General features: G+C 59.1%; 23 protein-coding genes. 16 read left to right on the top strand and 7 right to left on the bottom strand.

The features are described from left to right. Window positions 1-26: 26 nt before the first annotated feature. Both EL257_RS26235 and EL257_RS26230 read right to left on the bottom strand, forming a co-directional pair. A complete protein-coding gene (locus EL257_RS26235; protein ID WP_126367490.1) occupies window positions 27-1,811 on the bottom strand; it encodes a GspE/PulE family protein in 1,785 nt (594 codons plus the stop codon). A gap of 92 nt (window positions 1,812-1,903) precedes the next feature. Then, on the bottom strand, window positions 1,904-2,242 hold the full coding sequence (locus EL257_RS26230; protein ID WP_126367488.1) for a hypothetical protein: 339 nt from the start codon (window positions 2,240-2,242) through the stop codon (window positions 1,904-1,906). A 126-nt stretch (window positions 2,243-2,368) separates the two neighbouring features. Here EL257_RS26230 and EL257_RS26225 point away from each other — a divergent pair, with 126 nt between their 5' ends. Further along, on the top strand, window positions 2,369-2,839 hold the full coding sequence (locus tag EL257_RS26225; protein ID WP_007951785.1) for an Lrp/AsnC family transcriptional regulator: 471 nt from the start codon (window positions 2,369-2,371) through the stop codon (window positions 2,837-2,839). Between the two features lie 173 nt (window positions 2,840-3,012). Here EL257_RS26225 and EL257_RS26220 read toward each other — a convergent pair whose 3' ends face one another. Continuing rightward, the gene (locus EL257_RS26220) at window positions 3,013-4,383 is read right to left on the bottom strand and encodes an inorganic triphosphatase (RefSeq protein ID WP_126367486.1); all 1,371 of its coding nucleotides are present in this window, start codon (window positions 4,381-4,383) and stop codon (window positions 3,013-3,015) included. 158 nt (window positions 4,384-4,541) lie between these two features. On the opposite strand from EL257_RS26220, the gene argE reads away from it, so the two are divergent. Further along, window positions 4,542-5,687 (top strand): acetylornithine deacetylase, encoded by a 1,146-nt coding sequence (gene argE / locus EL257_RS26215; RefSeq protein WP_126367484.1) that lies wholly within the window; start codon window positions 4,542-4,544, stop codon window positions 5,685-5,687. Window positions 5,688-5,931: 244 nt separating this feature from the next. Continuing rightward, on the top strand, window positions 5,932-7,230 hold the full coding sequence (gene argA / locus EL257_RS26210; RefSeq protein WP_126367482.1) for an amino-acid N-acetyltransferase: 1,299 nt from the start codon (window positions 5,932-5,934) through the stop codon (window positions 7,228-7,230). A 103-nt stretch (window positions 7,231-7,333) separates the two neighbouring features. Here the strand turns inward: argA and tauA are convergent, their stop codons facing one another. Beyond that, on the bottom strand, window positions 7,334-8,323 hold the full coding sequence (tauA, locus tag EL257_RS26205; protein WP_126367480.1) for a taurine ABC transporter substrate-binding protein: 990 nt from the start codon (window positions 8,321-8,323) through the stop codon (window positions 7,334-7,336). A gap of 365 nt (window positions 8,324-8,688) precedes the next feature. On the opposite strand from tauA, the gene EL257_RS26200 reads away from it, so the two are divergent. The 8 genes from EL257_RS26200 to EL257_RS26165 all read left to right on the top strand — a co-directional run bounded on the left by EL257_RS26200 (window position 8,689) and on the right by EL257_RS26165 (window position 16,006). Further along, the gene (locus EL257_RS26200) at window positions 8,689-10,041 is read left to right on the top strand and encodes an OprD family porin (RefSeq protein WP_126367478.1); all 1,353 of its coding nucleotides are present in this window, start codon (window positions 8,689-8,691) and stop codon (window positions 10,039-10,041) included. A gap of 297 nt (window positions 10,042-10,338) precedes the next feature. Then, a complete protein-coding gene (locus tag EL257_RS26195; RefSeq protein ID WP_126367476.1) occupies window positions 10,339-10,977 on the top strand; it encodes a peroxiredoxin in 639 nt (212 codons plus the stop codon). Window positions 10,978-11,257: 280 nt separating this feature from the next. Next, on the top strand, window positions 11,258-11,851 hold the full coding sequence (gene ssuE / locus EL257_RS26190) for an NADPH-dependent FMN reductase (protein WP_126367474.1): 594 nt from the start codon (window positions 11,258-11,260) through the stop codon (window positions 11,849-11,851). A gap of 89 nt (window positions 11,852-11,940) precedes the next feature. Continuing rightward, window positions 11,941-12,915, top strand: a complete 975-nt coding sequence (locus EL257_RS26185) for a sulfonate ABC transporter substrate-binding protein (RefSeq protein WP_126367472.1) — start codon at window positions 11,941-11,943, stop codon at window positions 12,913-12,915. A 25-nt stretch (window positions 12,916-12,940) separates the two neighbouring features. After that, entirely contained in the window at window positions 12,941-14,089 is a 1,149-nt protein-coding gene (gene ssuD / locus EL257_RS26180; RefSeq protein ID WP_126367470.1) for an FMNH2-dependent alkanesulfonate monooxygenase, read from the top strand. Window positions 14,090-14,098: 9 nt separating this feature from the next. After that, on the top strand, window positions 14,099-14,881 hold the full coding sequence (ssuC, locus tag EL257_RS26175) for an aliphatic sulfonate ABC transporter permease SsuC (protein WP_007967985.1): 783 nt from the start codon (window positions 14,099-14,101) through the stop codon (window positions 14,879-14,881). Next, window positions 14,878-15,684 (top strand): aliphatic sulfonates ABC transporter ATP-binding protein, encoded by an 807-nt coding sequence (ssuB, locus tag EL257_RS26170; RefSeq protein ID WP_126367468.1) that lies wholly within the window; start codon window positions 14,878-14,880, stop codon window positions 15,682-15,684. Before ssuC ends, ssuB begins: the two co-directional genes overlap by 4 nt. 106 nt (window positions 15,685-15,790) lie before the next feature. Continuing rightward, the gene (locus tag EL257_RS26165; RefSeq protein WP_003229256.1) at window positions 15,791-16,006 is read left to right on the top strand and encodes a TOBE domain-containing protein; all 216 of its coding nucleotides are present in this window, start codon (window positions 15,791-15,793) and stop codon (window positions 16,004-16,006) included. A gap of 161 nt (window positions 16,007-16,167) precedes the next feature. Here the strand turns inward: EL257_RS26165 and EL257_RS26160 are convergent, their stop codons facing one another. From EL257_RS26160 to EL257_RS28545, 3 genes are all read right to left on the bottom strand, one after another. Next, a complete protein-coding gene (locus EL257_RS26160; protein ID WP_126367466.1) occupies window positions 16,168-16,800 on the bottom strand; it encodes a TetR/AcrR family transcriptional regulator in 633 nt (210 codons plus the stop codon). A 229-nt stretch (window positions 16,801-17,029) separates the two neighbouring features. Next, window positions 17,030-18,406 (bottom strand): glutamine synthetase family protein, encoded by a 1,377-nt coding sequence (locus EL257_RS26155; RefSeq protein ID WP_126367464.1) that lies wholly within the window; start codon window positions 18,404-18,406, stop codon window positions 17,030-17,032. Window positions 18,407-18,699: 293 nt separating this feature from the next. After that, window positions 18,700-18,945, bottom strand: coding sequence for a hypothetical protein (locus EL257_RS28545; RefSeq protein ID WP_172604521.1), 246 nt, complete (start codon window positions 18,943-18,945; stop codon window positions 18,700-18,702). Between the two features lie 189 nt (window positions 18,946-19,134). On the opposite strand from EL257_RS28545, the gene EL257_RS26145 reads away from it, so the two are divergent. From EL257_RS26145 to EL257_RS26125, 5 genes are all read left to right on the top strand, one after another. Continuing rightward, window positions 19,135-20,493 carry a glutamine synthetase family protein gene (locus tag EL257_RS26145; protein WP_126367462.1) on the top strand — a complete coding sequence of 453 codons (1,359 nt, stop codon included), beginning with the start codon at window positions 19,135-19,137 and terminating at the stop codon, window positions 20,491-20,493. A 56-nt stretch (window positions 20,494-20,549) separates the two neighbouring features. Further along, on the top strand, window positions 20,550-21,914 hold the full coding sequence (locus EL257_RS26140; protein WP_126367460.1) for an aspartate aminotransferase family protein: 1,365 nt from the start codon (window positions 20,550-20,552) through the stop codon (window positions 21,912-21,914). A 171-nt stretch (window positions 21,915-22,085) separates the two neighbouring features. After that, on the top strand, window positions 22,086-23,198 hold the full coding sequence (locus tag EL257_RS26135; RefSeq protein ID WP_090287291.1) for a polyamine ABC transporter substrate-binding protein: 1,113 nt from the start codon (window positions 22,086-22,088) through the stop codon (window positions 23,196-23,198). 187 nt (window positions 23,199-23,385) lie between these two features. Next, a complete protein-coding gene (locus EL257_RS26130) occupies window positions 23,386-24,483 on the top strand; it encodes a polyamine ABC transporter substrate-binding protein (RefSeq protein ID WP_126367458.1) in 1,098 nt (365 codons plus the stop codon). Between the two features lie 66 nt (window positions 24,484-24,549). Continuing rightward, window positions 24,550-25,692 carry an ABC transporter ATP-binding protein gene (locus EL257_RS26125; RefSeq protein WP_126367456.1) on the top strand — a complete coding sequence of 381 codons (1,143 nt, stop codon included), beginning with the start codon at window positions 24,550-24,552 and terminating at the stop codon, window positions 25,690-25,692. The last annotated feature ends 13 nt before the right edge of the window (window positions 25,693-25,705 follow it).

The following is a 25,705-nucleotide window of genomic DNA, read 5'->3' as shown; positions in this document are numbered from 1 at the left end:
TTTCCGCAATCCAGTTCCGTGACGGGCTATTTCAGTTCACTCTGCGGCGTCACCCGCAAAACCTCCTCGACCGTGGTCAATCCGGCCGCGACTTTTTGCGCGCCGGACAAACGCAGGCTGCGCATGCCTTCCTTGAATGCCTGGCGGCGTATTGCCGTCAGATCAGTGTCCGGAGTAATGCATGCCTTGAGGTTGTCGCTCAGTTGCATGATTTCGTAAACCCCGGCGCGACCGCGATAACCGGTATCGCGGCATTCGACGCAGCCGATGGCCCGTTGTGCGTTACCCGGCAGCGGTGCCTGCCACGGCCGGGTCAAGGCTTGCCAGTCTTGCTCCTCCAGCGCTTGCGGCGCCTTGCAATGCGGACACAGGGTGCGCACCAGACGTTGCGCCATGACCCCGAGAACCGTGGCTTTGATCAGATAATGCGGCACGCCGAGTTCAAGCAATCGACTGATCGCGCTGGGTGCGTCGTTGGTGTGCAATGTGGACAGCACCAAGTGGCCGGTGAGTGCCGCCTGAATCGCCATCTCGGCGGTCTCGAGGTCACGGATCTCGCCGATCATGATGATGTCCGGATCCTGTCGCATCAGCGCCCGCACGCCAGCGGCGAAACTGAGCTCGATGTTGTGCTGCACCTGCATCTGATTGAACGCCGGCTCGACCATTTCGATCGGGTCTTCGATGGTGCAGAGGTTGACCTCCGGCGTCGCCAGCTTCTTCAGCGTGGTGTACAGCGTAGTGGTCTTGCCCGATCCGGTCGGCCCGGTGACCAGAATGATGCCGTTGGGTTGACGGGTCATGTCCTGCCAGCGACGCAGGTCGTCGGCACTGAATCCCAATTGATCGAAATCCTTGAGCAGCACTTCCGGATCGAAGATCCGCATGACCATTTTCTCGCCGAACGCAGTGGGCAATGTCGACAGGCGCAACTCGACCTCGCCGCCGTCCGGGGTCTTGGTCTTGACCCGGCCGTCCTGCGGTTTGCGCTTTTCGGCAACGTTCATTCGGCCCAGGCTCTTCAGGCGACTGACAATCGCCATGGTCACCTGCGGCGGGAACTGGTAGACGTTGTGCAGCACGCCGTCGATGCGAAACCGCACCGTGCCTTGCTCGCGCCGGGGTTCGATGTGGATATCACTGGCGCGCTGCTGGAAAGCGTACTGGAACAGCCAGTCGACGATATTGACGATGTGCGCGTCGTTGGCGTCCGGCTCCTGATCGCTGGCGCCGAGGTTGAGCAATTGTTCAAAGTTGCCAAGGTTGGCGCTTTGCGGGTCGGCATTGCTGGCGCCGCTCACCGATTTGGCCAAGCGGAAGAATTCGACGCTGAAGCGCTGGATGTCCGCCGGGTTGGCCACCACCCGTTTGACCGGCAGCTTCAACACATGGGTCAGATCGGCCTCCCAGCCAGTGACGTAGGGCTGGGCGCTGGCGACTGTTACCGAATCGCGATCCACGGCAACCGCGAGAATCTTGTGTCGCTGAGCAAAAGCGTAAGACATCAGCGGGGTGATCGCGGCGACGTTGATTTTCAGCGGGTCGATGCGCAGGTACGGCTGACCGGCCTGCTGTGCAAGCCACAGGGTCAGGCTTTCCAGATCGAGGTGTTTGCCCGGACGGCTGAGGTCATCGAGTTGTTGGCTGGCGATGAATTCCAGTGGATGCATCTGGCCATGGCCGGCATGACGACGGCGGGCATTGAGCGCCTGCTCCGCCGCGTCCTGGCATATGAAGCCTTGGGCGACCAGTTCACGCAAAACATCATTGAGTTCCAGCCAGCGGTCCTGAGTGGCGAGTTGAACGGACATGCAGGCTTCCTTTTAAGCGACATTGCGCAAAAGGATAGCCGCGGCTTCGCTGACCGTTGGGCCACTACCGGACGAAGCCGTTGCCGGATTTGTCAGCCGGCCGCTTGTGCCGGCGCATCCCAGGCGCTGTCGGCGTTTTGCAGATCCACCGAGCAGACGATGATCAGGTTACGAAGTTTTTCCGCGATCACTTGAGCGCGATGCCAGCTCAGGCCGCTCATGACCAGATCGATCGACAGCAGATCATCCAGCCTCTTCACATTGACCTGTTCGGGCGTGAGGCATTGCAGCGCGAACAGGTTGAGTACACGCACCAGCAGATCCGGCTCAGCCTCGGCGAGAATCTGATACTGCGCCAGACATTGGGCGTTGCTGACATTCCAGACATCGGCGCGGGTCGGGGCGTGGGTCACGGCTTCAAGGTGCGGCATGGGGAGTCTCCAAAATCACTGGAGGAATTTTTACATTCGGGGCGGGGCATTTCTTGGCTATGATCGACGTTATTCGCGATTTACCGATCGGTTCAATTCGTTAAATGCCAGATTCGAGGTTTTTCTATGCACAGCGAGCTGGACAGCTACGACCGCAGGATTCTCGCCCTGCTGCAAGAGGACGCTTCGCTGTCCAGCGCGCAGATCGCCGAGCAGGTTGGCCTGTCGCAATCGCCGTGCTGGCGGCGGATTCAGCGGATGAAGGAGGAAGGGATCATTCGCGGGCAGGTGACCTTGCTTGATCGCAAGAAGATCGGCCTGAACACGCAGATTTTTGCCGAGATCAAACTCAACGCGCATGGGCGTTCGAACTTCACCGAATTCACCGAAGCGATTCGCGGGTTTCCGGAAGTGCTGGAGTGTTATGTGCTGATGGGGGCGGTGGATTTTCTGTTGCGCATCGTTGCGGCAGACATCGAGGCGTATGAGCGATTCTTCTTCGAGAAGCTGTCGCTGGTGCCGGGGATTCAGGAAGTGAACTCGATCGTGGCGCTGTCGGAAATCAAGTCCACCACGAGTTTACCTGTATTGCGGTAAAGCAAAAGATCGCAGCCTGCGGCAGCTCCTACATGAAGCGGGTGTACACACTGTAGGAGCTGCCGAAGGCTGCGATCTTTGTGATCGTTCCCCCGCAGAGCGTGGGAACGATCATCGTGGGGCAAGATGTACACCCTGTAGGAGCTGCCGAAGGCTGCGATCTTTTAGCGGTATTACATGCGCAAAAGCATTTTCCACGCGCGATTCTGGTAAACCGCAATCGCTTGCTGCTTGCGCGCATCGAGCAGTTCGTCAGTGATCGTCGGCTCGTTGGCCAGTTGCGCCAGCTTGTTCAGCTCGCCGTACAAGCGGTCCATTTCCGGGATCTCCAGCACGTTGCGCGCGTGGTGCAGCCAGACCTGAATGCGCTCGATACGCGGCAGTTGCTCTGCCAGATCTTCTGGCTGCTGCTGATAACGCTGCAATTGCAGAGCCGTCGCTTCTTCGCCCAAGGTGCGCGGCAGCCAGCTGTGCAGTTGCGCGCCACCCTGACGGTTGCCACGCACGTTACGGTCGTTGGTCCAAGTGCGGGCCAGCAACCAACGCGAAGTGCTCAACGAGAACAGGCCCCAGCGTGGGTCTTCGAGTTCTTCAAGGAACTGCTCCGGCGCGGCTTTGCGCACGTCTTCGTCTTCGATACCGGCCTGAACCAGTGGGCGCCAGTCTTCCAGCAATGCATCCAGCGCAACGCGCAGGTCGTGAGTCGACTGACGTGGCGCAGCCTGGCCGAGGCTGCTGAGCAGGGCACGCATCTCCGCGAGGTTCTCGACCCAGTCGAGCAGCAGGCGCCAGTGGCCGTTAAAACGATACTGTTCAGCCAGACGCTGGCTGCTGCCGAGCAAGTGCCAGCTCAGCGCGGCGAACGCGTCGTCGAGTTGGGTTTCCGGGGTCAGTTCCGGTGCCGGCAGGCTCAGCGAGTAGCTGTTAGCGTCGTGCAGACGATAGCCGCGCTCAGCCTTGCTGATGTCGCATGGCATCAAGGCGAGGGTTTCAGCCAGTTCGGCAGCCAGTTCCAGCAGCGCGGCAGGCTCGCCTTCGCGCAATTCGAGTTCCAGCTCGCAGATTTCTTCTTTCTGCTTGCCGACCACCACGTGACCGAGGTCCAGCGCGGCTTCGATGACCACTTTGGTTTTGCCACGGCCCCAGGCGATTTCGGCGCGCTCGCGGATGAAATCGGTGGTGAAGATCGGCTTGAGGGTTTTCTTGTCCAGCTCGGCCAGTGATTCGGGCCAGCATTCGCCGTCGAGTTTCTTCACATCGAGCTTAGCTTTCGGCAGTTTCCAGTCGTACTCGTTACGCTCGGACAGACCGGCGACGCTTTGGCCGCGTGTCTTCAGGGTCTGGATGACCTCGTCGCCATCCTTGCGCAGGCGCAGGGCAACCTTGGCCTGGGCCAGATCGCGCTCCGGGGTATCGAAGTACTGGTTCATCAACTCACGGCGTTCCCAGCCACTTTTGTTGCGTTTCTTCAGGAGCGGGTGCTCGCGCAGCGCGGCGAGGGTTTCGCGGCTGACGCGGAGTTTGATTTCGGTTTCTTTCTGCATGGCCGGAAAATCCAGGATATCGGGAGCGCAGCCGGGGGAATGTGTGGCTGCCAAGGCCGTGCAGTGTACAGGAGTCAAACTTCCTACGCCCTGCGGCGGTTTATTCCTGACGCCGGATGGTTCTATGATGGACTTCAAACCGGGAGTTGGAGTCAGCGATGCCTTTGCCGTCCATGCAAGACCAGTTCGCTGCGCTGATTGCCGCGCCGTCGGTCAGCTGTACCCAACCGAACCTCGATCAAACCAACCGAGCGGTCATCGATCTGCTCGCCGGCTGGCTGGGTGATCTGGGTTTCAGCTGCGACATCCAGCAGGTCAGCCCGGGCAAATTCAACCTGCTCGCCAGTTTCGGCAGCGGCCCCGGCGGCCTGGTACTGGCCGGACACAGCGACACGGTGCCCTACGACGACGCGTTGTGGCAGACCGACCCGCTGAAACTCACCGAAATCGATGGCCGCTGGGTCGGGCTGGGCAGTTGCGACATGAAAGGCTTCTTCGCCCTGATCATCGAAGCCGTGCAGCCACTGCTCGATCAGCCATTCAAACAACCGCTGTTGATCCTTGCCACTTGCGACGAAGAAAGCTCGATGTCCGGCGCTCGCGCTCTGGCGGAGGCCGGGCAGCCGCTGGGCCGCGCGGCGGTGATTGGCGAGCCGACCGGGCTCAAGCCGATCCGCATGCACAAAGGCATCATGATGGAACGCATCGATATCCTCGGGCAGAGCGGTCATTCGTCGGATCCGCGCCTGGGGCACAGCGCCCTCGAAGCGATGCACGATGCTATCGGTGAACTGCGCGGTTTGCGCCTTTTGTGGCAACGTGAATTCAGCAACCCGCAATTCAGCGTGCCGCAACCGACGATGAATTTCGGTTGTATCCATGGCGGCGACAACCCCAATCCCATCTGCGGCCAATGTTCCCTGGAATTCGACTTGCGTCCGCTGCCGGGCATGGACCCGAACATCCTGCGGGCCGAGATTCTGCGCAAGCTCAATCCGGTTGCCGAACGTCACCAGGTGAAGATCGATTACCGGCCGCTGTTCCCGGAAGTGCCGCCGTTCGAGCAGGATGCGGACGCGGAACTGGTGCGCGTGGCCGAAAAGCTCACCGGTCACCGCGCCGAAGCAGTAGCGTTCGGCACCGAAGCGCCTTATCTTCAGCGCCTCGGTTGCGAAACCATCGTGCTCGGCCCTGGCGACATCGCTTGCGCGCATCAGCCGGGCGAGTACCTTGAAATGTCACGTTTGCAGCCTACGGTGCATCTATTACGGCAGTTGATTGAATATTACTGCCTGAAGAACTGAACGCATCCGATGTAGGAGCTGCCGCAGGCTGCGATCTTTTGATTTTGTTTTGAAGATCAAGATCAAAAGATCGCAGCCTTCGGCAGCTCCTACAGGGGTGGTCGTTAAATTTGTGGGAATTGAACCCGTATTCATGAGGAGAGCGCGCGTGTCGCCAAGCCTGTTCCGACGATAACCATCAGCCCGCTGTGCGTTTTTTCGTTTCGCCCCTTTTCCGGCTGCTCTTTATTACAGGCCCAGGTTTATGCCCGAATACGTCAATTGGCTTCGCCACGCGTCCCCGTACATCAATGCCCACCGCGATTGCACCTTCGTCGTCATGCTGCCCGGCGACGGCGTGGAACATCCGAACTTCGGCAACATCGTTCACGACCTGGTCTTGCTGCACAGCCTCGGCGTGCGTCTGGTGCTGGTGCACGGTTCGCGCCCGCAGATCGAAACCCGCCTCGCCGCCCGTGGCCTGACCCCGCATTACCATCACGGCATGCGCATCACCGATGCGGCAACGCTGGAATGCGTGATCGACGCGGTTGGCCAGCTACGTATTGCTATCGAAGCACGGCTGTCGATGGACATGGCTTCCTCACCGATGCAGGGCTCGCGCTTGCGTGTGGCCAGCGGCAACCTGGTGACCGCACGGCCGATCGGTGTGCTCGAAGGCGTCGACTATCACCACACCGGTGAAGTACGGCGGGTCGACCGCAAGGGTATCAATCGCCTGCTCGATGAACGTTCGATCGTGCTGCTGTCGCCGCTGGGCTATTCGCCGACCGGTGAAATCTTCAACCTCGCCTGCGAAGACGTCGCCACCCGCGCCGCCATCGACCTGAGCGCCGACAAATTGCTGTTGTTTGGCGCTGACCTCGGTCTGATCGACGAAAACGGCAAACTGGTGCGTGAGCTGCGTCCGCAACAAGTCCCGGCGCATTTGCAGCGTCTGGGCAGCAACTATCAGGCAGAACTGCTGGATGCCGCCGCCGAGGCTTGCCGTGGCGGGGTCGCGCGCAGTCATATCGTCAGTTACGCCGAAGACGGCGCGCTGCTGACCGAACTGTTCACCCGCGACGGTGGCGGTACGCTGGTCGCGCAAGAGCAATTCGAGTTGGTGCGCGAGGCGGCGATTGAAGACGTCGGTGGTCTGCTTGATTTGATCAGCCCGCTGGAGGAGCAAGGGATTCTGGTGCGCCGGTCGCGCGAGGTGCTGGAGCGCGAAATCGAGCAGTTCAGCGTGGTCGAGCGTGAAGGCATGATCATCGCCTGTGCGGCGCTGTACCAGATTGCTGATTCCGATGCCGGCGAGCTGGCGTGTCTGGCGGTGAATCCGGAGTACCGCCATGGCGGCCGTGGCGATGAGTTGCTTGAGCGCATCGAAACACGTGCCCGGGCGCAAGGTTTGAAGACATTGTTCGTCCTCACCACGCGCACTGCGCACTGGTTCCGTGAACGTGGGTTCGAGCCGAGCAGCGTCGAACGCCTGCCAGCGGCGCGGGCATCGCTTTACAACTATCAGCGCAACTCGAAGATTTTCGAAAAAACCTTGTAGCCAAATTTGCTGGATAAGCTCTGTGTAGGAGCTGCGATCTTTTGATCTTTCAAAGGCAAGATCAAAAGATCGCAGCCTTCGGCGGCTCCTACAGGGGTTGTGTTTATTCCGCGATGAACTTCGCGCTGACGTACGGCGAGTAGTCCGGCAGCACCGTCTCTACCTTGCCCTGTTCCTTGAGGAATTTCGCGGTTTCGGCGATAGCTTTCGCGGTGCCGCCATCCAGCAGCGCTGTGGTCTGCTGCGCCTTGGCATCCGGGAATGCCGAACCAGCCAGCAGTTCCGGTACGTCCGCCGCATTGGCACCGGTCAGTTTGGCGATTTTTTGTACAGGCACCGAGTCAGCCGTCCAGCTGTCTTTGTGTGCCGCGTAATCGGCAAATGAATCCAAGGTGACCTTGGCAAACCTGGCCACGACCTCCGGGTGCTTTTCAGCAAAGTCCTTGCGCGCAACCCATACTTCGAAGGTCGGCGCGCCCCACTGGCCCACTTGCGCCGCATCGGTCAGGGTCTTGCCGGTTTTGCGAATCTCACCCAGCGCTGGCGACCAGACGAAGGCTCCGTCGATATCGCCGCGCTTCCAGGCTGCGGCGATTTCCGCCGGTTGCAGGTTCACCACTTTGACCTTCGAAGCATCCAGGCCCCAATGTTTGAGCGCGCCGAGCAGGCTGTAATGGGAAGTGGAAACGAATGGCGTGGCGATGGTCTTGCCGATCAGATCCTGCGGCTTGTCGATGCCGCTGCCATTGCGCACGACCAACGCTTCAGCCGCATTGATCTGCGCCGAAACGATGAACGCCACGATCGGCAGATTGCGTGAGGCCGCTGCTGCCAGCGGACTCGAGCCGAGGTTGCCGATCTGCACGTCGCCAGAGGCAATGGCTGTCACAACTTCCGGACCGCTATTGAACCGACGCCAGTCTATTTTTTCGCCAATGGTTTTTTCATAAACACCATCGGCCTGGGGGACTTTGCTCGGGTCGATGCCGGTTTGGTAGCCGATGGTGAGATTGGCCGCGTGGGCCGAGAAAGAAAAAATCGCCGACACACAAACTGTAACAAATTGACTGGATAGTGCGCGTTTGGCCATCATGGCGTCGCCTTTGGGATAGGGTTTGACGTGATTAGGAAGCGCCAACGCTAATCGATCTAAAAAAAGCCTGACAAATACCATTTAGGAATGAGCTTAGTAGCCGATATCCTGTATCCCCGCTGCAGGTGGCCATTAATGGGCCATATTCCTGAATGGCATTAAAAAGAATGAAATAATTCTTTTTGGGGTTAACGGATAATCAGTACTGTGCAGGGACCCAATCACTGCGATTAGACCTTGGTCGTAGACATACGTGGTTACGATTGACTTGTCAGTCACGGTCTGGCGCTAATCGCGCATCTTAGGATCCAGGGCAAAAGACCCCGGACCAGGAACACAAAAATTAGAAACGAGAGGAGCATTACATGAACAAGTCCACCTTGGCCCTGGCTGTGGCCGTAGGGGTTTTGGCGCAGCAGGCAGGCGCCGCCGGTTTCATCGAAGACAGCAAGGCTACTCTGGGGCTGCGTAACTTCTACATCAACACTGACAACCGTAACGGCACTAACGAACCAAGCCGCAACGAAGAGTGGGGCCAAGGCTTCGATCTGCGTTTCATTTCCGGTTACACCCAGGGCACCGTCGGTTTTGGTATCGACGCCATTGGCCTGCTGGGCGTGCGTCTGGATTCGGGTGGCGGGACCAACGGCAACGTCAACGCGAACGGCACCCCTGGTAGCGCCTACGGCGGCACCGTTTTCCCAAGCGAATCCAATGGCCAAGCGGTTGATAACTTCTCCAGCCTGGGCCTGACTGCCAAAGCCAAGATCTCCCAGACTGAACTGAAATTGGGCACCTTGCAGCCAAAGCTGCCGGTTATTGTGACCAACGACGGTCGTTTGCTGCCACAAACCTGGCAGGGTGGCCAGATCACCTCTGGCGAAATCAAGGACCTGACCCTGATCGGCGGTCAGATCGAACACGCTAAAGGTCGTAACTCGAGCAACAATGAACAGCTGTCCATCGGCGGCGCAGCAGCGCGCACCGTTAACAGCAACAAGTTCATCTACGCCGGTGGTGACTACAAAATCACCAAAGACCTGACTGCCCAGTACTACTACGGCAATCTGGAAGATTTCTACAAGCAACACTTCCTGGGTCTGGTGCACAACTGGGCTATCGGTCCGGGCGTGCTGAAGTCTGACTTCCGTTACTTCAACAGCTCCGACGACGGCGCCAACGGCGACACTCCTGCTTACTTCAGCAGCGGTAGCTACGCCGGTTTCGCCAACGGTCGCGGTAAAGTCGACAACAACCTGTACAGCGGCCTGTTCCTGTACACCGTTGCCGGTCACACCTTTGGTGGTGGTTATCAGGTCAGCAACGGCAGCAGCGACTTCCCTTGGCTGAACCAGGGCGACGGTTCGTCGAACTACACCATCACCGACATGCAAATCCAGAAGTTCGGCCGTGCCGGCGAGCGCACCTGGCAAGCACGCTACTCGTATGACTTCGCCAAGGTTGGCGTGCCTGGTCTGACCGCTGGCATGGTTTACCTGCGTGGCGATAACGTCGATACCTACAGCGGTCGCGTGCAAACCTCCAACGGCGCTTCCGAATGGGAACGCGATTTGACCGTTGCGTACGTGATCCCGGAAGGCCCGTTGAAGAACGTAGGCTTCATGTGGAAAAACGCTTCGTGGCGCACCGACATCGCTGGTCAACGCGACCAAGACGAAAACCGCCTGATCGTCAGCTACTCGATCCCGCTGCTGTAATAGCGCGCCTCGAACCGTTGACGTAAAAAAGCCCCGTCCGGCATCGCGCCGGACGGGGCTTTTACATTTCCGGGTCAGGCTCACCCCCGTAAGCCATCACCAAAAATTCCCCTCTTTACAGCAACTCAAGGCCTTCTCGAACCTTGCGGGCGATGTTCGTCGGGTTGCTGGCGGGCGTCCAGTGAACAGAAGTTTAATATTCCCTAAGAGTCTAAATATCTCATTATTTATTCTTTTTCATGATGGCAAATCCCGAGCTACAGTTGAGGTCTCCATCACCTCAGCAGGAGCAGCACCATGAGCCTCAGACTCGGCGACATCGCCCCCGATTTCGAACAGGATTCCAGCGCCGGCAAGATTCGTTTTCACGAGTGGCTGGGTGATAGCTGGGGCGTGCTGTTCTCCCATCCGGCGGATTTCACTCCAGTGTGCACCACCGAGCTGGGTTTCACCGCCAAGCTCAAGGACGAGTTTGCGCAGCGCGGCGTCAAGGCGATCGCGCTGTCGGTTGACCCGGTGGACTCGCACCACAAGTGGATCGAAGACATCAATGAAACTCAGAACACCATCGTCAACTTCCCGATCCTGGCCGATGCCGATCGCAAGGTGTCGGATCTCTACGATCTGATCCACCCGAACGCCAACGACACGCTGACCGTGCGCTCACTGTTCGTGATCGATCCGAACAAGAAAATCCGTCTGACCATCACTTATCCGGCCAGCACTGGGCGCAATTTCCACGAAATTCTGCGGGTGATCGATTCGCTGCAGCTCACTGACAACTACAAGGTGGCCACCCCAGCCAACTGGCAGGACGGTGAAGACGTGGTGATCGTGCCGTCGCTCAAGGATGAGGACGAAATCAAGCAGCGCTTCCCCAAAGGCTATCGCGCGGTGAAGCCGTACCTGCGCCTGACGCCACAGCCGAATCGTTAGGGTCAAAGATCGCAGCCTGCGGCAGCTCCTACAGGAGTATGCCGGTCCCTGTAGGAGCTGCCGAAGGCTGCGATCTTTTCGAGGTACCCACAAAGCAGGGAAATTTCGGCCGTTTCGACGGCCTTTTTTTTCGCCTGAATTCTGCTAAGCGGTATATCTCCTAAATGCATAACCAAATGAATAAATATGATTTATGGATATATAAATCAGCTGGTAAGGTCACTCCATTGAAGCGAGATCGCAGCCCGCGAATCGCCTGTAACGCTTAAAGGAATTTGCAATGCTGGTCGTCTCACTCGGTGGCAGTCCCAGCCTGCGCTCCCGTTCAGGGGTGCTGCTGCAACGCTCGCAACACTGGTTGCAGGCGCAAGGGGTGGAAGTGGTGAGTTATCAGGTGCGGGACTTCCCGGCCGAAGATTTGCTCCACGCCCGCTTCGACAGCCCGAAGGTCCTCGACCTGCTGCAACAGATCGAAAACGCTGACGGCCTGCTGATCGCAACACCGGTGTACAAGGCTTCGTTCTCCGGTGCGCTGAAGACCCTGCTCGACCTGCTGCCCGAGCGCGCCTTGAATCACAAAGTTGTCTTGCCAATGGCCACCGGCGGGAGCATCGCGCACATGCTGGTCGTCGACTACGCGCTCAAACCAGTGCTGTCGGCGTTGAAAGCTCAGGAAATGCTCCAGGGCATTTTTGCCGAAGACAGTCAGATCGCCTACGGCGAAGGCAGTGCCGCCGCGCAATTGGCGCCCGCGCTGGAGCAGCGTCTGCACGAGGCGCTCGACCAGTTCATCGGCGCCATGGCGCGCCGGCCGAAACCGCTGGAGCCGGGCCTGTTGAATGAACGTTTGTTGAGTGCTCGCTGGAGCATTTAAGCCTCACCGATATTTGAAGTACTGGCCTTACTCGCCCGCTAACGGGCAAGCAGGTGCAGCCAAAACCCAACAGCAAAAAGGAGAGCGCAATGCGCACTGTATTTTTGCGTCGTGGTCTGGTCGCTCTGTTTGCTGCGGCTGTCACCTTCGGCGCCATCACTCAAGCCCAAGCCGAGACATTGCGAATCGGTTATCAGAAGTACGGCACGCTGGTGCTGCTCAAAGCCAAGGGCACTCTGGAAAAACGTCTCGCTGCGCAAGGTGTCGACGTGCAATGGACCGAGTTTCCCGGCGGCCCGCAACTGCTCGAAGGGCTCAATGTCGGCTCGATCGACTTTGGCGTGACCGGCGAAACTCCACCGGTGTTTGCCCAGGCTGCCGGTGCTGATCTGCTCTACGTCGCCTACGAGCCGCCCGCGCCGAACAGCGAAGCGATCCTCGTGCCGAAAGATTCGCCAATCAAATCGGTGGCCGATCTCAAGGGCAAGAAAGTCGCGCTGAACAAAGGCTCCAATGTCCACTATCTGCTGGTGCGGGCGCTGGAAGATGCCGGCCTCAAATATACCGACATTCAAACCGTTTTCCTGCCGCCGGCCGATGCCCGCGCCGCGTTCGAACGGGGCAGCGTCGACGCTTGGGTCATCTGGGATCCGTACCAGGCTGCCGCCGAGAAACAACTGCAAGCGCACACCCTGCGTGACGGCAAAGGCATCGTCGACAACCACCAGTTCTATCTCGCGACCAAGCCGTACGCACAGAAAAACCCCGAGGTGATCAAGACTCTCGTCGAAGAAGTGCGCGCGGTTGGTGAGTGGTCGCAAGCCAATCCTGAAGACGTGACCCAACAAGTTGCGCCACTGCTCGGCCTGCCGGCGGATATCACCCTGACCTCGGTGAAACGCCAGGGTTACGGCGCGCTGTTCCTGACTCCGGAAGTGGTCGCCGCGCAACAGAAAATCGCCGACACGTTCTTCCAGCTCAAGCTGATTCCCAAGCCGCTGAGCATCAAGGATGTGATCTGGACCCCGCCGGCCGCTGTGGCCCAAAGCACCCAAGCCCAGTAATTCGAATCTACAAGGAGACCACTCCATGAGCCTCAATATCTTCTGGTTCCTGCCTACCCACGGCGACGGCCATTACCTTGGCACCGCCGAAGGCGCGCGCGCCGTTGATCACGGTTACTTGCAACAGGTCGCGCAAGCGGCGGATCGTCTGGGCTTTGGCGGTGTGCTGATTCCTACCGGGCGTTCCTGCGAAGACTCGTGGCTGGTGGCAGCGTCGTTGATTCCGGTGACCCAGCGTCTGAAATTCCTCGTAGCCCTTCGCCCCGGGATCATTTCCCCGACAGTCGCCGCGCGGCAGGCCGCCACGCTGGATCGCTTGTCCGGTGGTCGCGCGCTGTTCAATCTGGTGACCGGTGGCGATCCGGAAGAATTGGCTGGCGACGGCCTGTTCCTCAGCCACGAAGAGCGCTATCAGGCCTCGGTGGAGTTCACCCGCATCTGGCGCCGCGTGCTGGAAGGTGAAACCGTCGATTACGACGGCGAGCACATCAGCGTGAAGGGCGCGAAGCTGTTGTATCCGCCTATCCAGCAACCGCGTCCGCCGCTGTACTTCGGTGGCTCGTCGGAAGCGGCGCAGGATCTGGCCGCCGAGCAAGTCGAAATGGTCTTGACCTGGGGCGAGCCGCCGGCAGCAGTGGCCAAGAAGATTGCGCAGGTACGGGCGAAAGCCGCCAAGCTCGGGCGCACCGTGCGCTTCGGTATTCGTCTGCATGTGATCGTCCGCGAAACCAACGCTGAAGCGTGGCAAGCGGCAGATCGACTGATCTCGCATCTGGACGACGACACCATCGCTCGAGCCCAGGCTTCGCTGGCGCGTTTCGATTCGGTCGGCCAGCAACGCATGGCCGCACTGCATGGCGGTAGCCGGGACAATCTGGAAGTCAGCCCGAACCTCTGGGCCGGCGTTGGTCTGGTGCGCGGCGGTGCCGGTACGGCGCTGGTCGGCGATGGCCCGACCGTGGCGGCACGGGTCAAGGAATACGCCGATCTGGGCATCGACACGTTCATCTTCTCCGGTTATCCACACCTCGAAGAATCGTATCGCGTGGCGGAGTTGCTGTTCCCGCACCTCGATATCGAGCGTCCGGAATTGCCGAAAAGCGCCGGTTACGTCAGCCCGTTCGGCGAGATGGTCGCTAACGACATTCTGCCCAAAGCCGCGTCGCAGAGCTGAGGCGCGGCCATGAAGAAATTTATCCACAGCCTCGCGCCTTGGGCGTTGCCGGTTTTGCTGCTGGCGGTGTGGCAGTTGTCGGTGTCGGCGGGTTGGCTGTCGACGCGGATTCTGCCGGCGCCGGTGGCGGTGATCGAAGCCGGCGTCAGTCTGGTACGCAGCGGCGAGATCTGGACGCACCTGGCGATCAGCGGCTGGCGCGCGGCACTCGGTTTTACCATCGGCGGCAGCATTGGCCTGGTCTTGGGTTTTATTACCGGGCTGTCGAAATGGGGCGAGCGCTTGCTCGACAGCTCGGTGCAGATGATCCGCAACGTGCCGCATCTGGCGCTGATTCCGCTGGTAATCCTGTGGTTCGGCATCGACGAGTCGGCGAAGATTTTTCTGGTGGCGTTGGGCACGTTGTTCCCGATCTACCTCAACACTTATCACGGCATCCGCAACGTCGACCCAGCGCTGGTGGAGATGGCGCGCAGTTATGGCTTGAGCGGTTTCAGCCTGTTCTGGCAGGTGATTCTGCCGGGTGCGCTGCCGTCGATTCTGGTTGGGGTGCGCTTCGCCCTGGGCTTTATGTGGCTGACACTGATCGTCGCTGAAACGATCTCGGCCAGCTCCGGCATCGGCTATCTGGCAATGAACGCCCGCGAGTTTTTGCAAACCGATGTGGTGGTGCTGGCGATCCTGCTTTACGCGGTGCTGGGTAAACTCGCCGACCTCGCCGCCCGTGGACTTGAGCGTGTGTGGCTGCGTTGGCACCCGGCGTATCAGGTTGCCAGAGGAGGTGCGGCATGACCGCTCAACAACCTCCACGCCTGCTGCGCGGGATTCCGCTGGCAGTGCGCAACCTGCAGAAAACCTTCGGCGCGCGTCAGGTGCTGCGCGACATCGACCTGCATATTCCGGCGGGGCAGTTCGTCGCGGTGGTCGGACGTAGTGGCTGCGGCAAGAGCACGTTGTTGCGCTTGCTTGCCGGGCTCGATCAGCCGACCGGGGGCGACTTGCTCGCAGGTGCGGCGCCGCTCAGCGATGCGCGCGAGGACACCCGATTGATGTTTCAGGAAGCGCGCCTGCTGCCTTGGAAGAAGATTATCGACAACGTCGGCCTCGGCCTTAAAGGCAACTGGCGCCCGCAAGCACTCGACGCGCTGGAAGCGGTGGGTTTGGCGGATCGCGCCAATGAATGGCCGGCGGCGTTGTCCGGTGGCCAGAAGCAGCGAGTCGCACTGGCGCGGGCGTTGATTCATAAGCCGCGTCTGCTGCTGCTCGACGAGCCGCTGGGTGCGCTGGACGCGCTGACCCGCATCGAGATGCAGCAACTGATCGAACGGCTCTGGCAGCAACATGGCTTCACCGTGCTGCTGGTGACTCATGACGTCAGCGAAGCGGTGGCGATTGCCGACCGGGTCATTCTGATCGAGGACGGCGAAGTTGGCCTCGATCTGCATGTCGAACTGCCACGCCCACGGGCGCGCGGCTCGCATCGACTGGCAGCGCTGGAAACCGAAGTGCTCAACCGTGTTCTTTCCCTGCCCGGCGAACCGCCGGAGCCGGAACCCGTGTCACCCCTGCCTACGCAACTGCGTTGGGCGCAGTGAAGCAGCTGCAAGCTTCAAGCTACAAGCCGCAAGAACAAGCCTGGTGCTTTTACTTGCAGCTTATAGCTTGCCGCTTGCCGCTCATTTCGATCCTAGGAGAAATGCTATGACTATCAAAGCCATCAACGTGCGCAACCAGTTCAAAGGCTCGATCAAGGAAATCGTCCTCGGCGACGTGCTGTCGGAAATCGACGTGCAGACCGCTTCGGGTATCGTCACTTCGGTGATTACCACCCGTTCTGTGAAAGAACTGGAGCTGGTGGTCGGCAGTGAGGTGATCGCCTTCGTGAAATCCACCGAGGTGTCGATCGCCAAGTTGTAAGCCGGTGAACAAAAAACAACCCCGAACGGTGTGAGCCCTTCGGGGTTTTTTGTGCCTCGCGAGGATTCGGCGGCGCGGCTTTCGCGAGCAGGCTCGCTCCCACAGGGGAACGCATTTCAAATGTGGGAGCGAGCCTGCTCGCGAAAGGGCCGGCGCATGCGCTAAAGATTTCTTTTGGGCAGATACGGCGGCAGATACAGGCCAATGTAGGCATCAAAAACGCGCATCCCTTCCTCCGCCATGCGCGGGGTGATCTGCCCGTGCTGCTGCACAGAGCGTGCATAAACCCGGTCGCCCAGCTCCATCGCCAAGGCAAACACATCGACATCGTCCGGCAGCCTCGGCAACTCGAAGTGCTGGTCGAACAACTTATGCATCAAGTCGCCCAGTTCCAGATCGTGCTGACGGTCAGCCTGGGTCACTTCGGTCAAACCATGTTGCGCCAGAATCAATTGCCGCGCGGCCGCGTCTTCGTCGTAGATTTCGAGCATGCGCTGCTCGACCAGTCGCGACAGATCGCGCCAGTCACGCAGAGCCTGGTGATCAATCGGCGCTTGCAGACAGGCGCGAAACGCCGCGTGCACGTCCGCCGTCAACGCTTCGAGCAGCGCCGGCACGCTGGCGAAAAAGTGATACACGGAGGAGGGCGGAATCTGGGCGCGCTCGGCGACGCTGTAAATCGACAGACTCGCCACGCCCTCGGCGGCCAGCAGCGTGCGCGCGGCGTCGAGTATCGAATCGATCCGCGCCTGACTGCGGGCACGGGGTTTGCGGACGGGGGCGGGACGCGTCATGGAAGTCTCCTGCGGGGCAGCCGGCATTGTACGAGTCGGGTTCGGTGTTGTCTTGTCGGCCGCCATCGCGAGCAGGCTCGCTCCCACATTTGATCTCCAGTGAACTTGAGTATTTGCACACACACAGCCCCCTGTGGGAGCGAGCCTGCTCGCGAACCGCCGCAGGCGGCCATAAAAAAACGCCGTTGACTGTAATAGCCGACGGCGTTCTTTTTGGCGCTACAACCGCTTAAACGGTATGCAGATACCAGTTGTACTCAAGGTCGGAGATCGAGTGTTCGAACTCCTCCAGCTCGCTTTCCTTGCAGGCGACGAAGATATCGATGTACTTCGGATCGATGTACTTGGCCATCACCTCGCTGTCGTCCAGCTCACGCAGGGCATCGCGCAAGTTGTTCGGCAGGCTCTGTTCATTCTGCTCGTAGCTGTTGCCTTCGACAGGCGCGCCCGGCTCGATCTTGTTGACCAGACCGTGATGCACGCCGGCAAGCACCGAAGCCATCAGCAGGTACGGGTTGGCATCGGCGCCGGCCACGCGGTGTTCGATACGCACGGCATCGGACGAGCCGGTCGGTACGCGAATCGCCACGGTGCGGTTGTCCAGGCCCCAGCACGGCGAGTTCGGCACATAGAACTGTGCGCCGAAACGACGGTACGAGTTGACGTTCGGGCAGAGGAAAGCCATCTGCGCGGGCAGGGTCTCGAGCACACCGCCGATCGCGTGACGCAGCGCGGCGTTCTGCTCGGGATCCTCGCTGGCAAAAATGTTTTTGCCCTCTTTATCCAGAATCGAAATGTGTACGTGCAGACCATTACCTGCCTGGCCCGGATACGGCTTGGCCATGAAAGTGGTGTCCATTTCATGGTCGTAGGCGATGTTCTTGATCAGACGCTTGAGCAGTACCGCGTAGTCGCATGCCTTGATCGGGTCGGCGACATGGTGCAGGTTCACTTCGAACTGCGCCGGAGCACTTTCCTTGACGATGGCGTCGGCCGGGATGCCTTGCTCTTTCGCGCCTTCGAGAATGTCCTGGAGGCAATCGACGTATTCGTCGAGGTCGTCAATCAGGTAAACCTGCGTCGAATGCGGGCGCTTGCCCGAGATAGGCGAGCGTGGTGGCTGTGGACGGCCGTTCACGTTTTCCTGATCGATCAGGTAGAACTCGAGTTCGAAGGCCGCGCAGATGGTCAAGCCAAGCTCGTCAAACTTTGCAACAACTTGACGGAGCACTTCGCGCGGATCGGCGAAGAACGGATCGCCTTCGAGTTCGTGCATGGTCATCAACAGTTGCGCGGTTGGACGCTTCTGCCATGGCTCGTTGCACAGGGTATCGGGGATTGGATAGCAGATACGATCGGCGTCGCCGATGTCCAGGCCCAGGCCGGTGCTTTCCACCGTCGAACCGTTGATATCCAGAGCAAATAGAGAGGCCGGCAGGTTGATGCCTTTCTCGTAAACCTTGTGGAGGCTGGTGCGTTCGATGCGCTTGCCGCGCACCACACCATTCATATCCGCAATCAGAAGGTCAACGTACAGAACCTCAGGATGTTCCTTAAGGAACGCGTTCGCTTCATTAAGCTGAACGGCACGCGGGGGTACCGACATGATGCAACACCTTTGTTGTTAAAAATATCAATCATTGATCTTTTCTGGTTTCAGTCAACCCGAACGGCATGCCGAAGTCAAGCAAGGGCTTTTTTGCCCTAAAAAAGCGCTTCGAGGGCATTTATGGGGCATTTTCGGGCGGTTTTCAGTCCTTTGGATGCTCGCCACCCGCAGGCTTGAGCAGGCCGTGTTGTATTTTTTACGGGGGTGTTGTGTAAAAAAATGAACAAGGCTAAGCTCCGATCAAACCCATAACAGCAATAATACCGGGGTGCTTCATGTCTCGCCTGCCGTTAATCGGCATCACCGACTGCTCGCAACAGGCCGGTCTGCATGCTCATCACATCAGTGGCGACAATTCCGCCCAATGCGCAGCTAATATGGCGCGCAGTCTGCGACGGCCGTTCTGGCCAGCGGCAACCGAAACGGTTGCGTCCGATATTCTGGACGTACAGCGAAGCAACCTCTTTATCGCGTTCCCTTCCAATATAGATCTCTTTCAGCCTCAAAGCCCGTGCCGCTTGCGTGGTCGTGCTCACGATTCTGCACGCTCTCATTGTGCACAGGAAATGCAACGCCAGCGTAAAGGGCAGGTAAGCTCCTCTTTCATTGTCTATGCGCGGTGCCCGGCGTAAGCCCGCACTGCGCACAAGCAAGCCCTTTATCGCGACGCGCAAGCGTCAAATTTTGCCTGACACCGCGTCAGGAGACTCAGCCCAGAGGCACTTATGAGCACCAACCTCGACCAGCTCACCGATTGGTTGAAAGACCACAAGATCACAGAAGTCGAATGCATGATCGCCGACTTGACCGGGATCACCCGGGGCAAGATTTCGCCGACCAACAAGTTCATCGCCGAGAAAGGCATGCGTCTGCCCGAGAGTGTGCTGTTGCAGACCGTAACCGGCGACTACGTTGAAGACGACATCTATTACGAACTGCTCGACCCGGCCGACATCGACATGATCTGCCGCCCCGACCAGAACGCCGTGTACATGGTGCCGTGGGCCATCGAGCCGACCGCACAGGTGATCCACGACACCTACGACAAGCAAGGCAACCCGATCGAGCTGTCGCCGCGCAACGTTCTCAAGAAAGTCCTCAAACTCTATGCCGACAAGGGCTGGCAGCCGATCGTGGCGCCGGAAATGGAGTTTTACCTGACCAAGCGCAGCGACGATCCCGACTATCCATTGCAGCCGCCAATCGGGCGCTCGGGCCGTCCGGAGATCGGTCGCCAGTCGTTCTCGATTGAAGCCGCCAACGAATTCGACCCGCTGTTCGAAGACGTTTATGACTGGTGCGAACTGCAGGAACTGGACCTCGACACGCTGATCCACGAAGACGGCACGGCGCAGATGGAGATCAACTTCCGTCACGGCGATGCGCTGTCGCTGGCCGATCAGATTCTGGTGTTCAAACGCACCATGCGCGAAGCGGCACTCAAGCACGACGTGGCCGCAACCTTCATGGCCAAACCGATGACCGGCGAGCCAGGCAGTGCGATGCACTTGCACCAGAGCATTATCGACATCGAGACCGGCAAAAACGTTTTCTCCAATGAAGACGGGACCATGAGCCAGTTGTTCCTGCATCACATCGGTGGTTTGCAGAAACTGATCCCCGAGCTGTTGCCGCTGTTCGCACCGAACGTCAATTCGTTCCGCCGCTTCCTGCCGGATACCTCGGCGCCGGTGAACGTCGAATGGGGCGAAGAAAACCGCACTGTCGGCCTGCGTGTGCCGGATGCCGGCCCGCAGAACCGTCGCGTGGAAAACCGTCTGCCGGGCGCTGACGCCAACCCGTATCTAGCGATTGCTGCGAGCCTGCTCTGCGGCTACATCGGCATGGTCGAGGGCCTCAACCCGAGCGCGCCGGTGGTCGGTCGTGGTTACGAGCGCCGCAATCTGCGCCTGCCGCTGACCATCGAAGATGCGCTGGAGCGTATGGAAAACAGCGCCACCATCGAGAAATACCTGGGCAAAACTTTCATCACGGGCTACGTCGCGGTCAAGCGGGCCGAGCATGAAAACTTCAAGCGCGTGATCAGTTCGTGGGAGCGCGAGTATCTGCTCTTCGCCGTCTGATACGCCGGGCGCGGCGCTCAGCCGTCGCGCCTTCACCGATAACAAGGAGAATTGGCATGACCAGCAACAACCCGCAAACCCGCGAGTGGCAAGCACTCAGCAGTGATCACCATCTGGCGCCGTTCAGCGACTTCAAGCAGCTGAAAGAAAAAGGCCCGCGGATCATCACCAACGCCAAGGGCGTTTACCTGTGGGACAGCGAGGGCAACAAGATCCTCGACGGCATGGCCGGTCTGTGGTGCGTGGCCATCGGTTACGGTCGCGATGAGCTGGCCGACGCGGCCGCCAAACAGATGCGCGAGCTGCCGTATTACAACCTGTTCTTCCAGACCGCTCACCCACCAGCGCTGGAGCTGGCCAAGTCGATTGCCGACGTGGCGCCGGAAGGCATGAACCACGTGTTCTTCACCGGTTCCGGCTCCGAAGGCAATGACACTATGCTGCGCATGGTTCGCCACTATTGGGCGATCAAGGGCCAGCCGAACAAGAAAGTCATCATCAGCCGCAAGAACGGTTATCACGGTTCGACCGTGGCCGGCGCGAGCCTCGGTGGCATGACTTATATGCATGAGCAGGGCGACTTGCCGATTCCTGGCATCGTCCACATCGCCCAGCCGTACTGGTTCGCCGAAGGTGGCGAGATGACCCCGGACGAGTTCGGCATCTGGGCGGCCAATCAGCTCGAAGAAAAAATTCTCGAAGTCGGCGTCGACAACGTCGGTGCCTTTATTGCCGAGCCGATCCAGGGTGCCGGTGGCGTGATCATTCCGCCCGATACCTACTGGCCGCGCATCAAGGAAATCCTCGCCAAGTACGACATTCTGTTCGTCGCCGACGAAGTGATCTGTGGTTTCGGCCGTACCGGTGAGTGGTTCGGTAGCGATTTCTACGACCTCAAGCCCGACATGATGACCATCGCCAAAGGCCTGACCTCCGGCTACATCCCGATGGGTGGCCTGATCGTCCGCGACTCGGTGGTGGCAGTGCTCAACGAAGGTGGCGATTTCAACCACGGCTTCACCTACTCCGGCCACCCGGTGGCTGCTGCGGTGGGTCTGGAAAACATCCGCATTCTGCGCGACGAAAAAATTATCGAGAACGCCCACAACGAAACGGCACCGTATTTGCAGAAACGTCTGCGGGAACTGAACGATCATCCGTTGGTGGGTGAGGTTCGCGGCGTCGGTCTGTTGGGCGCGATCGAGCTGGTGCAGGACAAGGCCACGCGCAAGCGTTACGAAGGCAAGGGCGTCGGCATGATTTGCCGGCAGTTCTGCTTCGACAACGGCCTGATCATGCGTGCGGTAGGCGACACCATGATCATCGCGCCGCCGCTGGTCATCAGCAAAGCCGAGATCGATGAGCTGGTTACAAAAGCACGCAAGTGTCTGGACCTGACGCTCAGTGTGTTGCAGGCCTAGGTGCTAGGCTTTGGGCGGGGGAGCTGCGGCGCACTCGCTCAAAGCTGTCATAAAGGCCGGTCTTTTCTTGAAAGACCGCCTCGGATCTTGCCAGACTAGCCGCGGTTCCAGTTGTCCGGGTTCGGCCGCTGAACAAAGTGGTTCAAAAAAGAAAAATTTGGAGCATGACGCATGAAGGCATTAGGTAAAAAGCTTGCTGGCAAGACTCTTCTCGCGCTGTCCGTGGCGGGCATGATGGCGGGTGCGGTTCACGCGGACGACAAAGTACTGCACGTCTACAACTGGTCCGACTATATCGCGCCGGACACCGTGGCCAACTTCGAGAAAGCCACCGGGATCAAAGTCGTCTACGACGTCTTCGACAGTAACGAAACCCTGGAAGCCAAGCTGCTGGCCGGCAAGTCCGGTTACGACATCGTGGTGCCTTCCAACAATTTCCTCGCCAAGCAGATCAAGGCCGGTGTCTACCAGGAGCTGGACAAGTCCAAGCTGCCGAACTGGAAAAACCTCGACGAAGATCTGCTCAAGGCCGTTGGCGACGCCAGCGACCAGGGCAACAAACACGCCTTCCCGTACATGTGGGGTTCGATCGGCATCGGCTACAACCCGGCCAAGGTCAAGGCTGCGCTGGGCATCGACAAGATCGATTCGTGGGATGTGGTGTTCAAGCCTGAAAACATCGAAAAACTCAAAAGCTGCGGCGTGAGCTTCCTCGATGCCCCGACCGAAATGATTCCGGCGGCATTGCACTATCTGGGCAAACCGACCAACAGCAAGGACAAGGCTGACCTGAAAGCCGCCGAAGACCTGTTCCTGAAGATTCGTCCTTCGGTCGCCTACTTCCATTCTTCCAAGTACATCTCCGATCTGGCCAACGGCAACATCTGCGTCGCCGTCGGCTACTCGGGTGACCTGGAACAATCCAAGACCCGCGCTCAGGAAGCCGGTGACAAGGTCAAACTGGCCTACACCATTCCAAAAGAAGGCGCCGGTACTTTCTACGACATGGTCGCCATTCCCAAGGATGCCGAAAACGTCGAAGCAGCTTACAAATTCATGAACTACCTGCTCGAGCCGCAAGTGATGGCCGGCATCACCAATGCCGTTCGTTTCCCGAACGGCAACAAGGCCGCCACGCCTCTGGTCGACAAGGACATCACCAGCGATCCGAGCATCTACCCGTCGGCTGAAGTGAAGAAGCAACTGTATGCGATCAGCGATCTGGACGCGGCGACCCTGCGCCTGATCACTCGCAGCTGGACCAAGATCAAATCGGGCAAATAAGCCGGTTTGTTGCGACAACTGCTGGCCGTCGTCCTCGCGACGGCGGCCAGCGGATTAATTAAATGACAGAAAGTTTTGCTGGAACGGTTTTTCGAGGGTAAGTTGCGCGCCGGTTTTGTTGCCGGGCAGTCATGGCTGTCATGCAGCGCGGGGCAACTTGGGCCCAACTAATTTAGAGGACCTCCACTTGCCTATTTTTTCTTCTTTGCGCAATGCCCTGCTGGCCGCTGCCGGCCTGACGTTCATGGTCGGCGCTCAAGCCGCCGGCACGGTGCATATTTATAACTGGTCCGATTACATCGGCGAATCGACCCTGGCCGATTTTGAGAAAGAGACGGGGATCAAACCGGTCTACGACGTCTTCGATTCCAACGAAACCCTGGAGGGCAAATTGCTCGCCGGGCGTACCGGCTATGACGTAGTCGTGCCGTCGAACCACTTCCTTGGCAAGCAGATCAAGGCTGGCGCCTTCCAAAAACTCGACAAGGCGCAGCTGCCAAATTATTCCAACCTCGATCCGGTGCTGCTCAAGCGCCTGCAACAGAACGACCCCGGCAACCTTTATGCCGTGCCGTATCTGTGGGGTACCAACGGCATCGGCTACAACGTCGACAAGGTCAAAGCCGTGCTCGGCATCGACAAGATCGATTCCTGGGCCGTGCTGTTCGAGCCGGAAAACATCAAGAAACTGCATAGCTGCGGCGTCGCGTTCCTTGATTCGGCGGATGAAATGATGCCGACGATGCTCAATTACCTGGGCCTGAACGCCAACAGCACCAACACCAAGGACTACGAAAAAGCCACCGCCAAGCTGCTCGCCGTGCGTCCCTACGTGACCTACTTCCACTCTTCGAAGTACATCGGCGATCTGGCCAATGGCGACATCTGCGTGGCCATCGGTTTCTCCGGCGATATCTTCCAGGCGAAGAACCGTGCCGAGGAAGCCAAGAAGGGCGTCAACATCGCCTATTCGATCCCGAAAGAGGGTGGTGCGCTGTGGTTCGACATGCTGGCGATTCCCAAGGATTCGTCCAACGTCAAGGAAGCCCACGCCTTCATCAACTATTTGCTGAAACCTGAGGTGATTGCCCAGGTCAGTGATTACGTGGGTTATGCCAACCCCAACCCGGGTTCGGACAAATTGATGGAGCAGTCCATCCGTACTGACGAAGCGGTTTATCCACCGCAAGCGGTCCTCGACAAGACCTACGTGTCGACCGAGTTGCCGCCCAATATTCAGCGTTTGATGACCCGCAGCTGGACCAAGGTCAAGTCGGGCAAATAAGGCACAACTATCCTGGGTTCGCCCGCATTGGGCGAACTGCACTCTTTTTTTCTGGGAGTTTCGTAAATGGCAGTTGCCTCCGGCGCCTACAAGAAAGCCCTCGAGGGCGACCAGACACCGAAACAGGTGCTGGTCAAAATCGACCGGGTCACGAAGAAGTTCGACGAGACGATTGCCGTGGACGATGTGTCCCTGGAAATCAAGAAGGGTGAAATCTTCGCTCTGCTCGGCGGTTCGGGATCGGGCAAATCCACCCTGCTGCGCATGCTCGCAGGGTTCGAACGGCCCACGGAGGGGCGCATTTTTCTCGACGGCGTCGACATCACCGACATGCCGCCGTACGAACGCCCGATCAACATGATGTTCCAGTCGTACGCCTTGTTCCCGCACATGACCGTGGCGCAGAACATCGCTTTCGGCCTCAAGCAAGACAAGATTCCGGCCGCTGAAGTCGATGCCCGCGTCGCCGAAATGCTCAAGCTGGTGCAGATGACCCAGTACGCCAAGCGCAAGCCGCATCAACTGTCTGGCGGTCAGCGCCAGCGCGTCGCTTTGGCCCGTTCGCTGGCCAAGCGGCCGAAGCTGCTGCTGCTCGATGAGCCGATGGGCGCGCTGGACAAGAAACTGCGTTCCCAGATGCAGCTTGAGCTGGTCGAGATCATCGAGCGCGTCGGCGTTACCTGCGTGATGGTGACCCACGATCAGGAAGAGGCCATGACCATGGCCGAGCGCATCGCGATCATGCACCTGGGCTGGATCGCCCAGATCGGCAGCCCGATCGACATCTACGAAACCCCGACCAGCCGCCTGGTCTGCGAATTCATCGGCAACGTCAACATCTTCGAAGGCGAAGTGATCGACGACGCCGAAGGTCATGCGACCATCACTTGCAAAGACCTTGATCGGCAAATCTATGTCGGCCACGGCATCAGCACTTCGGTGCAAGACAAATCGGTAACCTACGCGATCCGTCCGGAGAAGCTGCTCGTCACCGCCGATCAACCGACCTGCGAATACAACTGGTCGAGCGGCAAGGTGCATGACATCGCCTACCTCGGCGGTCACTCGGTGTTTTACGTGGAATTGCCGAGCGGCAAACTGGTGCAGTCGTTCGTTGCCAACGCCGAACGTCGCGGCGCGCGTCCGACCTGGGGCGACCAGGTGTACGTGTGGTGGGAAGATGACAGCGGCGTGGTACTTCGCTCATGAACATGCGCAAATT

Origin of the sequence: Pseudomonas fluorescens (genome assembly GCF_900636825.1) — a bacterium.
In the GTDB taxonomy this organism is placed as follows: domain Bacteria; phylum Pseudomonadota; class Gammaproteobacteria; order Pseudomonadales; family Pseudomonadaceae; genus Aquipseudomonas; species Aquipseudomonas fluorescens_BG.
The sequence above is the reverse complement of the archived record's forward strand: the minus strand, read 5'-3'. Positions and strand labels throughout refer to the sequence as shown.